Genomic DNA, 10,804 nt, shown 5'->3' with positions numbered 1-10,804 from the left:
GGAGGAATTTCCAGGGGATTCTCCTGCTTGGCTGATTGCCAGGGTTTGCTGGTATGGAACAGCCCGCAACCGGAGAGCAGCGCTGCGACAAGCAGGACCGGGGCGATGGCGACAATTTTCTTCATAAGCTTGGGGGTGTCCATTGGATAATTTCGGTTCAGTCCGCGGACGCCATGGGCGTCAGGCGGCCCAGTGTATCGCGTAATGCCTGGCGGGTCGGCCCTTCAGCCAGCGCCACCAGCGGCAGGCGTACGCTGCCGTCACCGATGCCCAACGCGGCCAGCCCGGCCTTGACGGGAATCGGATTGGGCGCGCAGGCAAGCGCTTGCAGCAACGGCTGCAGCCGGTCGACCTGCCTTAGCGTTTCCGCACGGTCCCCGGCGCAGGCCGTATCACACAAGGTCCTGAAAACGCGCGGGACGATATTGGCCACCACCGATATGGTGCCTGCGGCGCCCGCCAGCATCGCTTCGGCAGCACTTCCATCATCGCCTGAGAGATAGACGAATTCCTCGTCCGCAAGTTCCGCGATGGCCTTGATCCTGGCACTCTCGGCACTGGCCTCCTTGAGACCGATGATGCGTTCATGCTCGCGCAACGCCGCCACCGTCTCCGGCAGCATGTCGCAGGCCGTGCGCGAGAGCACGTTGTAGAGCAACAGCGGAAGTTCACCGTGTTCGGCCACTTCCAGGAAGTGTCGTCGCAGGCCCTCCTGTGTGGGACGCACGTAGTAGGGCGTAACCACCAGCGCGGCATCCGCACCGAGGCGCTTCGCGCGCCGGGTCAGATGCACGGTCTTGGCCGTGCCGGCCTCACCGGTGCCGGCGATCACCGGCACCCGCCCGCCTGCGCGGCTGACGGTGTATTCCAGCAGGCGGTCGTATTCCCCGGCCTCGAGAAAATGCGCCTCGCCGGTGGATCCGGCCACCACCAGTGCCTGGGTGCCGCCCTCGATCTGTTGCTCGATCAGACGCCCGAAGGCGTCCATATCCAGCGCTTCCCCGGCGCGAAAGGGGGTCGCCAGGGCGCAAATGCTGCCAGTAAGTTTCAACGCGGGAGCCTTGGCTAGAAAACCAGGCGATGTTACTTGCGGGCTCCGGTTGCGGGCAAGTAAGCTGCAAGCCAGCCGACCCAGGTGTCCATACTCTTGAACCGCAGCATCACGCAGCGCCCCGGGGGCGAAACCCAACTGCTCGTGCAGACCCTTTCACCGGCTTCACGCTCGCCCCTGATGACCCTGGTCCGCCGCATTGCCGACACCGGCTGCAACCTGGCCGATACCCGCGTATCCACCCTCGGTAGCGATGTGTGCGTGATCCTCCTGGCGCAGGGCAGCTGGGACGCCGTGGCCAAACTGGAAACCGCGCTGGACAAGCTGTCCCGGGAGGACCAGCTTCACCTGGTGCATTACCGCACCCAGGCGCGGGCCGCGCAGACCCACCTGCTGCCCTATCTGGTGGAGGTGATCGCAGCCGACCGAACGGGCGTGCTGGCCGAGGTGATCGAATTTTTCACCCGCAACGGCATCAGCATCGAGCAACTCACCTCGATGCGCTATCAGGCGATGCAGACCGGTGCCGGAATGTTCCAGGCCCAGATCACCATCGGCATCCCTTCGGAAAGCCATATCGCGACGCTTCGCGACGATTTCCTGGAACTGTGCGACCGACTCAACCTGGACGCCATCATGGATCCGGTGAAATTCTGACCGCAACGCCAGCCATGCACCACACCACAGAGGAACCGTACATGATCGAAGTCGGCAATAAGGTCCCCGCGCTGAAAGGCGACACTGGCGACGGCGGGACACTGAAACTGGGCGACCTCAAGGGCTCGTGGGTGGTGGTCTACTTCTACCCGCGCGACAACACGCCCGGATGCACCACTGAAGCCGGCGACTTCCGCGACCTGTACAAGCGTTTCAAGCGCCTCGGCGTCGAGATCGTGGGCGTTTCGCGCGACTCGGTAAAGTCTCACGCCAACTTCGCCGCCAAGCATGAACTGCCTTTCCCGCTGGTCTCCGATCCGGACGAAATCTGGTGCAAGGCCTTTGACGTCATCCACGAGAAGATGCTCTACGGCAAGCGCCACATGGGCGTGGTTCGCAGCACGTTCCTGATCGATCCAGAAGGAAAACTGCAACATGCATGGCGCAAGGTGAAGGTTCCCGGCCACGCCCAGGTCGTGCTGGACGCCGTACCCACGAAGTGAGTACTCCACGCAATCCCCGCACAGCATGCCGCGAGCGACGCCGCGACACGCTCCGCTGTTCCCTGCAGTCACCCGACGAGGCCCGTGCATGACCCAAGGCAAGCGCATCTACGCTCTGGACACCAATGTGCTGCTGCACGATCCGACAGCCCTGTTCCGGTTCGAGGAACATGACGTGTACATCCCCATGACCGTGCTGGAGGAACTCGACGAAAAGAAGAAGGGTGGCTCCGAGGTGGCGCGCAATGCACGTCAGGCCAGCCGCTTCCTCAACGAGCTGATCGAGCACGGCAACGGCCACAGCATTGCCGACGGCCTGGAGCTGATCAATCCGCAGGGACTGAACCTGCGCCGCGCTGAAAAAGTGGGACGCCTGCACTTCCAGCAGCGCGCCACGCGCACCAGCGGCAAGGCCGACAACCAGATCCTCGACGCGGTACTCGATGTACGCGAACAGCATGCCGATGCCCGGGTGGTGCTGGTCACCAAGGACATCAACCTGCGGATCAAGGCCACCATCTTCGGCATTGCTGCCGAGGACTACGAGAATGACCGCGCCCTGGACGACTTTTCGCTGTTGTTTACCGGCTCGGCCGAACTGGCGGAAGATTTCTGGGACCGGCACCCCGGATTGCGCTCGTGGACCGAGCAGGGCCGCACCTGGTACGAGGTGAAGCCGGAGAAGGACGAGCAGTGGTATCCCAACCAGTGCCTGTACCTGCCCGGAGAAAACAGTGTGGAAATGCGCGTGATCTCGGTGACCGAGGATGCCGCGCGCATGGTGCTGCTGGACGACCATACACATGCCAACCACAGCGTCTGGGGCATCGCCGCCCGCAACCGCGAGCAGAACTTTGCCCTGAACGTGCTGATGGACCCGGAAATCGACTTCGTCACGCTGCTTGGCAATGCCGGCACCGGCAAGACTCTGATGACCCTGGCCGCAGGCCTGGCGCAGGTCATGGACCAGCAGCGCTACCGCGAAATCATCATGACCCGCGCCACGGTCTCCGTCGGCGAGGACATCGGCTTCCTGCCCGGTACCGAGGAGGAAAAGATGACGCCGTGGATGGGCGCGCTGACCGACAACCTCGAGGTGCTGACCGACTCCGAGGATGGCGGCAGCTGGGGCCGGGCAGCGACCAACGACCTGCTGGCCTCGCGCATCAAGATCCGTTCCCTGAACTTCATGCGCGGACGCACCTTCCTCAACCGCTACGTCATCATCGACGAGGCGCAGAACCTGACCTCCAAGCAGATGAAAACGCTGGTCACCCGCGCAGGGCCCGGCACCAAGATCGTCTGCCTGGGCAACGTCGAGCAGATCGACACGCCCTACCTGACCGAGACCACCTCCGGCCTGACCTACGCCGTGGACCGCTTCAAGGACTGGCCGCACTCGGCCCACATCACGTTGCGCCGCGGCGAGCGCTCGCGCCTGGCCGACTTTGCTGCGGAAGCGCTTTGAAGCACAGGCGCCGGGAGTGATCCCACCCCCGGCGGTTCATCCGGCAGCGGCCCGGCGCGCGCGCTGCGTGCCTGCGGCCTGTTGCAGCGGCGTCCATGGGGTTTTACGGTCGATGCCGGGAATCAACCCGCACTGGAAGCTCCCGAAGTCCGAACGACCTGGCGGGTTTACTGCCCTGGCTGGCGCCTTGCCCGCGTTTCACCGCGAGAGCGTAAAATAGCCCATCGCCCCGACCTTGCTGAAACCCGATGCCGCTCACGCCGCGCCTGATCCTTTTCATCCTCCTTGCCCTGCTGGTGCTGTGCGTGCTGGCGGTGCATCTTCGCGGCAAGGCGCGGCTGCGCTTCGACCGCCAGCTGGTCGATCACTCGGCGATCTTCGCGCCCTACAATCTCTTGATGTACGCCTTTTCCGCGGTGCCGGCCACGCCGTTGCTGGACCGCTCGGGCTTTCCACAAATGGACCTGCTCAAGGACAACTGGCAGCAGATCCGCGAGGAAGCCGCGCACCTGTTCGACCAGGGGTATATCCGTGCGGCCGAAAAGAAGAACGATGCCAGCTTCAACTCCTTCTTCAAGCAGGGCTGGAAGCGTTTCTACCTGAAGTGGTACGGCGAGCCATTGCCTTCCGCCGAAACCCTGTGCCCTAAAACCGTGGAACTGCTGCGCCAGATCCCGGGCGTGAAGGCGGCGATGTTCGCGCTGCTGCCTCCGGGCGGCAAGCTCAACCCGCACCGCGACCCGTTCGCCGGTTCGCTGCGCTACCACCTGGGCCTGATCACGCCCAACTCCGACGAGTGCCGGATTTTTGTCGACGGCCAGGTCCACGCCTGGCGCGATGGCCAGGATGTCGTGTTCGACGAGACTTATGTGCACTGGGCCGAGAACCGCACCGACCAGACCAGGGTGATCCTTTTTGCCGACATCGAACGCCCATTGCACACGCGCGCGATGACCGCGATCAACAAGCGCGTCAGTGCCTTCATGGGCCGGATCACCGCCTCGCCCAATGAGGAAAGCGACAGCACCGGCATCATCAACCGCCTGTACGCCCTCAACCACAGCGCCAGCCAACGCGGCAAGTCGTGGAAGAAACGCCATCCCCGCAGCTTCCGCCTGACCAAGTACATCCTGATCCTGGTAGCGTTGTGGCTGATCTTCCTGTGCCCCTACCCTTTCGCGCGCTGAGTCGTCCATGCCCGAGCTTGCTCCCTTCCACCTCGCCTTCCCGGTGACCTCCCTGTCCGAGGCACGCGCGTTTTACGGCGATCTGCTGGGCTGCGACGAAGGACGCGCTTCGGAGCAATGGGTGGACTTCGACTTTTTCGGTCACCAGGTGGTCGCGCACCTTGCTCCCGAGGCCGCGCGCACGCATCACAACCCGGTCGACGGCGACGACGTGCCCGTGCCGCACTTCGGCGTGGTGCTGGACATGGCCGAATGGGAACACCTGGCCGAAAGATTGCGCACGGCGGGCGTGGACTTCGTGATCGAGCCGCACGTGCGTTTCCAGGGCCAACCCGGTGAACAGGCCACGATGTTCCTGCTCGACCCCAGCGGCAACGCGCTGGAGTTCAAGGCCTTCGCCGACCGCGGTCAGCTCTTCGCCCGCTGACGGGAGCCTCGATCACAAGGCCAGGTTCCCGGACGTTCATGGATATGCATGACGGCACGGTCGCGCACTCGCCCGTTACCCGTACCATGGAGGAGCTTGGGGCCCTGCTCCACGCTCACCCCATCACGTCCAGCTATTGCAGATCATCGAGGTGACCAACTTGACTATCCCCCGTTCCATTCGCTTGTTCATCACGGCATGCGCCCTGTCGCTGGTTGTATCCATGCCCCTGGCCGCCGCTCCGGCGCAGACGTTCCCGGCGAATGCGCTGCATGCCCTGGCATGGCGCCTGGTCGGACCTTTCCGTGGCGGACGCTCGGTGGCCGTCGCCGGCGTTACCGGCAAACCGCGAACGTTCTATTTCGGAGGCGTCGATGGCGGTGTCTGGAAGACGACCGACGGCGGCATCGACTGGCACAACGTCTCCGATGGCAGCATGAACACCGGAGCGATCGGCGCGCTGGCCGTGGCGCCATCGGATCCCAATGTCATTTATGCCGGTACCGGTGAGCCGTTCCCCCGCGGCAACATGGCGACGGGCAACGGAGTGTGGAAATCCACGGATGGCGGCAAGACGTGGACGCACGCCGGTCTTGCCGATAGCCGTGTGATCGGCAGCATCGTGGTCGATCCGCACAACCCCGATCACGTCTATGTCGCCGCCCTCGGACATGTGTTCGGGCCCAACAGCGAACGCGGCGTCTACGAATCGACCGACGGCGGCGCGCACTGGAAAAAGATTCTCGCTGGCAACGCACATACCGGCGCCGTCAATCTGGTCATGGACCCGACCAACCCGCGTGTTCTTTACGCCGCCATGTGGCGCGTTGAACGACGCCCCTGGACTTTCTCCAGCGGCGGCAAGGGCAGCGGCCTGTACAAGACGACGGACGGCGGCGCCCATTGGCACGATCTCAGCCATAACCCCGGCATGCCCAAGGGCGTGATCGGCAAGATCGGCGTGGCCGTGGCGGCTTCGGATCCGGACCGCGTGTATGCGATGGTCGAGGCCAAGACTGGCGGGCTGTTCCGCTCCGATGACGCCGGGGCGACATGGAAGCGCGTCTATCACAAATCCAACCTGACCCAGCGCGCCTGGTATTTCAGCGAGATTTTCGTCGACCCGAAGAACCCCGACCGGGTCTATGCGCCACAGGTGGCCGGGTTGTTCAAGTCCAATGACGCAGGGCGCAGCTTCAAGCCCATGTCCACGCCGCATGGTGACAACCACACGCTGTGGATCAACCCGCAGCATCCCGACATCATGATCGTCAGCAACGACGGTGGCGCCGCCGTCAGCTACAACGGCGGACAGTCCTGGTCGAGCGAAGACAACCAGCCGACGGCGCAGCTGTACCACGTGGCGGTGGACAACCAGTTCCCGTTCCATATCTACGGGGCACAGCAGGACAATTCGACGCTCGAGATCACCAGCCGCAACACCAACGGGAATGCCATTGGCGACAAGGACTGGCGTGCCGTGGCCGGCGGCGAAAGTGGTTTCGTGGTGCCCGTCCCGGGCAAGCCCTGGATCACCTACGGTGGTGGTTACGATGGCGCACTGAATCGCCTCAATACCCGTAGCGGGGAGAACACGTTTCTCGATCCATGGCCCGACAACGCCATGGGCTATCCGGCCAGGGATCTCAAGTACCGTTTCCAGTGGACCTACCCGATCGTGGTCTCCAGGCACGATCCCAAGACCATCTACGTCGGCTCGCAATATGTGATGCGCTCCACCGACGGCGGACTGACGTGGCAGGCCATCAGCCCCGACCTGACGCGCAACGACGCCAAGCGCCTGGCGTCGTCGGGCGGCCCGATCACGCAGGACAACACCTCCGTCGAGTATTACGACACGGTATTCGCACTCGCCGAATCGCCGCTCAAGGCCGGCCTTCTGTGGGCCGGCACGGATGACGGCCGGGTCTGGGTCAAGCATGCCGGCAACACCCACTGGCAGGACGTGACGCCCGGCGGCTTGCCCAAGTGGACCACGATCAGCATGATCGATCCCTCGCCGATCAAGCCCGGCACGGCGTTTCTCGCGGCACGCCGCTATCGCCAGGACGACTACAAGCCCTACCTCTACAAGACGACCGATTACGGCCGCCACTGGACGCGCATCACCAACGGATTGCCGGACGATCAGTCCAGCTTCGTCGTGCGCCAGGACACCCAGGATGCGGACCTGCTTTTCGCGGGCACGCTCGACGGCGTTTTCGTGTCGTTCAACGGCGGCGCGCACTGGCAGCCGCTGCAACTGAACCTGCCGCACACGGCCGTTCGCGACATGGCGATCCAGCCGAAATACAACGCGCTGGTGCTGGCCACGCATGGACGCGCCTTCTGGGCGCTGGACAATCTGCAGCCCTTGCGCGAACTCTCACACAAGGCCGTGGAGGGCCCCGCTTTCCTGTTCACCCCGCAAACCGCCTACCTCACCGGCGGCGGACGGTCGGCCGACGCCAACAAGCACGGCATGGGGGAGAACCCACCCAACGGCGTGACGGTGTTCTACGAACTGAAGCACGCGCCGAAGGCCGGACAGACGGTCCGCCTGCGGTTCGCCGATGCCAAGGGTCAGACGCTGGCCACGTTCTCGAACCTGAAAACACCGCAGGGCAAGCCCGTGCATGAAAGCAAGGAGTTCTATCCGCCCAGGCAGGTGAAACAGAAGGGCGTCGTGCCGGCCAAGGCGGGCATGAACCGCTTCGTCTGGCAACTGCGCCTGCCCGATGCCAAGCCCATCCACGACAGCGTGGTCTGGGACGGCTCCATGCGCGGCCCGCGCGTACCGCCCGGCACCTACACGGCGACACTGACGGTCGCGGGCAAGAGCTACACGCGTCATTTCAAGGTGGCCAAGGACCCGCGCGCATCGGCCACGCAGGCGGACCTGGATGCGCAGTTCGCGCTGCTCAAGCAGATGCATACGCTGCTCGACAGCGTGAACGTGTCCGTGCTCGATCTGCGCACCTTGCGCAAACAGGTGACGTCCTACCAGCCGAGGCTGAAAAAGGGTTCCGAAGCGGCGAAGGAGGCCAAGTCCATCATCACGCGCCTGGACACGATCGAGCGCACGCTGATGCAGACCCAGTCGCATGCCTCCGAGGACCCCCTCAATTATCCGGTGCGCCTGCGCAGCAAGCTGGCCACGCTGGCCTTCGAAACCGGCGCCTCCCTGAGCCGTCCCACGCAGGCCGAAGAGGCGGTCTGGAAGAAGCTTTCGGGCAAGATCAACGAGCAGCTTGACGCCTGGCACACGGTCCGCAGCAAGGCCGTTCCCCAGCTCAACACCCTCATTCGCAAGGCGAACCTTCCGCCACTGACGACCAAGAGTTCACCAGCGAAATAATCCGGTGCCGGCTGCCTTTTCGGAGACGAAGGGGCAGCCGGCCAACGCAGGGGCCAGCTAAACCAGGGGTCGCAGAGCCGTTGTGGATGGTCAGCATGCCCAGGGCGGTGGCCGACACCTGATGTGTTGAGCCGCCAATGCCCGCTTCCGCCGCCAGGAGCTGTCGTTCGCGGCTTCCACAAAGTTGCCGAACAGCAGTCGTAGGAAGGTTGCTTGGTTGCTGCTTGCGGCGGCGCGAAGAAGCCAACTTCCAGCATCAGCTGTGTCCGGCTATACCGCTTAGTGTTAGCCGGACGATGCTCCGCGAATTTCTTTCTATGTCATGGGGTTGTGCTACCGTTCGCGGAGTCAGGCACAAGATGTATAACCAGATCAACGGGTCCGTATATTCAATAGTTAGGTGTTCCAGAACCATGACCAACACGCGCCTCGTCGCTGACAGGCGCTGTGAATCACCCCTACAAGGAAATTCCGTATTGGACACAAAAAAAGAACGCCTCTTTCGCTGGGCTTTTGATGTTGGTGTGTGGCTCAAGGGCTTGGACGGAGCACTGGAGGTGCTGGCTGGCGCGCTGCTGCTGCTGGTTAGCAAGGACCAGATCGTGCGCGCCGTACATTGGCTGATCGGCACCGATTTGATCGAGAATCCGGATGGGTTTATCGCCATCTATTTTCGGCATTTAGCAGGCAAACTGTCGGTCCATGCCCACTATTTTGCCGGCTTCTATCTCGTTGGCCACGGCGTGATCAAGATCGGCCTGGTGATCGGATTACTGCGTGACAAGCGCTGGGCCTATCCTTCGGCGGTGGTGTTTCTGCTGCTCTTCATCGGCTATCAGTCCTATCGCCTTACCCAGGTACCGACGCTGTTGCTTGGCGCGCTGACCGTGGTGGATGTCGTGGTTATTATCTTGATCATCCACGAATGGAGATGGCGCGCAAGCCAAGGTTATCCAGCGTTACACTGAGGACGCCCGGCCTTCACCGCCGAATTGAACGAAGCTGCCCCTTGCGTTTCCACGGCTAGCACCGGCACTTGGCCCCACCCGTGTCGATGCAGGCCTTCCATGACACCGCACAGGAGTCCGCCGCCGCCGACGGACAGAACGATGGCATCGGGCTTCAGTCCGGATCGCGCTACTTCATCGATCATCGTCGCGTGAACCTGCCACAGGAGGGGGCCGTCAAAGGGATGGATGAATGTATCCGATGCGCCCACCAGCGACTGCGCCAGCTCGTTGGCTTCCTGCCAGGACGCGCCGTGTACGATAACCTCGGCGTTTTTCTGGCGCAGCAGCTCGACCGCCCTTTCCGTGGTGGTTTTCGGCACCACCACGGTGACGGACACCGACAGCACGCGACCCGCGTAGGCCACGGCCAGCCCCGCGTTGCCACCGGAGGAAGAAACAAACCGCCGCGCTCCGCGTGCCCGGTAAGTTTCGCAGGCATGGCCGACGCCGCGCATCTTGAACGAGCCGGGTGGCTGTAGCGCGTCGAGCTTGAGCCACACGGAGCATCCGGACGACAGGCTCAATGGGCGCGATTCGACGAGGGGTGTTTCCACATGAAGAGGCATAGTGCGTCTATCTTCAAAGAACGGGGTGAGTCTCAGTTACTGCAATGTCCCCTTCGGGTGGTCTCTGCCTGTCGCAGATTGCACGGCCATCGTCGGGCAACCGCCGGCAAACGACCCAGGCTGTGTGAAAACTCCGCCATCGGATAAAAATTGGCGCGTCGAATCGACGAGGGCCAGCCGATGAGCCGATTTGTAGAAGGGGTGGATCGCTCGCAGAGTGTGTTGTTCCCCGAGCGGCTTGAAGATTACGTTGGCGAGGACAACCCGGTGCGGGTGGTGGACGCGTTCTTCGAGCAGCTCAACCTGACGACGCTGGGGTTCGACCGAGCGATTGCACAGGCGACCGGCCGTCCGGGATATCATCCGGCCACGCTACTGAAGATCTACCTGTACGGGTATCTCAACCGCGTGCAGTCAAGCCGGCGTCTGGAACGCGAAGCGCAGCGGAATGTCGAGTTGATGTGGCTGACGGGTCAACTGGTGCCGGATTTCAAGACGATTGCCGACTTTCGCCGCGACAACGGTGCGGCGATCCGCAAGGTCTGCCGCGAGTTCGTGCTGCTGTGCCGTCGGCTGG

General features: G+C 63.2%; 10 protein-coding genes. 8 read left to right on the top strand and 2 right to left on the bottom strand.

The window, feature by feature from the left end:
- Window positions 1-157: 157 nt before the first annotated feature.
- The gene (dapA, locus tag PF446_RS03920) at window positions 158-1,051 is read right to left on the bottom strand and encodes a 4-hydroxy-tetrahydrodipicolinate synthase (RefSeq protein ID WP_298069932.1); all 894 of its coding nucleotides are present in this window, start codon (window positions 1,049-1,051) and stop codon (window positions 158-160) included.
- A gap of 138 nt (window positions 1,052-1,189) precedes the next feature.
- On the opposite strand from dapA, the gene PF446_RS03915 reads away from it, so the two are divergent.
- The 7 genes from PF446_RS03915 (at window position 1,190) to PF446_RS03885 (ending at window position 9,619) form a co-directional block, all read left to right on the top strand.
- Complete coding sequence (locus tag PF446_RS03915; protein ID WP_343224651.1) at window positions 1,190-1,708, top strand: ACT domain-containing protein; 519 nt, start codon at window positions 1,190-1,192, stop codon at window positions 1,706-1,708.
- Window positions 1,709-1,749: 41 nt separating this feature from the next.
- Window positions 1,750-2,211: a peroxiredoxin gene (locus PF446_RS03910; protein WP_298069935.1), complete on the top strand. Its 462-nt coding sequence runs from the start codon at window positions 1,750-1,752 to the stop codon at window positions 2,209-2,211.
- A gap of 88 nt (window positions 2,212-2,299) precedes the next feature.
- Complete coding sequence (locus tag PF446_RS03905; protein ID WP_298069931.1) at window positions 2,300-3,679, top strand: PhoH family protein; 1,380 nt, start codon at window positions 2,300-2,302, stop codon at window positions 3,677-3,679.
- A 266-nt stretch (window positions 3,680-3,945) separates the two neighbouring features.
- Window positions 3,946-4,866, top strand: a complete 921-nt coding sequence (locus PF446_RS03900) for an aspartyl/asparaginyl beta-hydroxylase domain-containing protein (protein WP_298069933.1) — start codon at window positions 3,946-3,948, stop codon at window positions 4,864-4,866.
- Between the two features lie 7 nt (window positions 4,867-4,873).
- Window positions 4,874-5,293, top strand: coding sequence for a VOC family protein (locus PF446_RS03895; RefSeq protein ID WP_298069930.1), 420 nt, complete (start codon window positions 4,874-4,876; stop codon window positions 5,291-5,293).
- A 160-nt stretch (window positions 5,294-5,453) separates the two neighbouring features.
- Window positions 5,454-8,651, top strand: coding sequence for a hypothetical protein (locus PF446_RS03890; protein ID WP_298069929.1), 3,198 nt, complete (start codon window positions 5,454-5,456; stop codon window positions 8,649-8,651).
- 413 nt (window positions 8,652-9,064) lie between these two features.
- Window positions 9,065-9,619, top strand: a complete 555-nt coding sequence (locus PF446_RS03885) for a DUF2127 domain-containing protein (RefSeq protein WP_298069928.1) — start codon at window positions 9,065-9,067, stop codon at window positions 9,617-9,619.
- On the opposite strand, the gene PF446_RS03880 is transcribed toward PF446_RS03885, so the two are convergent.
- Window positions 9,601-10,161, bottom strand: a complete 561-nt coding sequence (locus tag PF446_RS03880) for a pyridoxal-phosphate dependent enzyme (protein ID WP_298069926.1) — start codon at window positions 10,159-10,161, stop codon at window positions 9,601-9,603. The genes PF446_RS03885 and PF446_RS03880 overlap by 19 nt on opposite strands.
- A 246-nt stretch (window positions 10,162-10,407) precedes the next feature.
- On the opposite strand from PF446_RS03880, the gene PF446_RS03875 reads away from it, so the two are divergent.
- The coding region (locus tag PF446_RS03875; protein WP_298069925.1) for a transposase at window positions 10,408-10,804 on the top strand (397 nt) is incomplete at its 3' end.

Source organism: Oleiagrimonas sp. (assembly GCF_027858935.1).
Lineage (GTDB): Bacteria > Pseudomonadota > Gammaproteobacteria > Xanthomonadales > Rhodanobacteraceae > Oleiagrimonas.
The sequence above is the reverse complement of the archived record's forward strand: the minus strand, read 5'-3'. Positions and strand labels throughout refer to the sequence as shown.

Bases quoted from the DNA above. Each gene is read 5' to 3' on its own strand.
- PF446_RS03910 (WP_298069935.1), top strand. From the start codon at position 1,750: ATGATCGAAGTCGGCAATAAGGTCCCCGCGCTGAAAGGCGACACTGGC.
- PF446_RS03905 (WP_298069931.1), top strand. From the start codon at position 2,300: ATGACCCAAGGCAAGCGCATCTACGCTCTGGACACCAATGTGCTGCTG.
- PF446_RS03895 (WP_298069930.1), top strand. From the start codon at position 4,874: ATGCCCGAGCTTGCTCCCTTCCACCTCGCCTTCCCGGTGACCTCCCTG.
- PF446_RS03885 (WP_298069928.1), top strand. From the start codon at position 9,065: ATGACCAACACGCGCCTCGTCGCTGACAGGCGCTGTGAATCACCCCTA.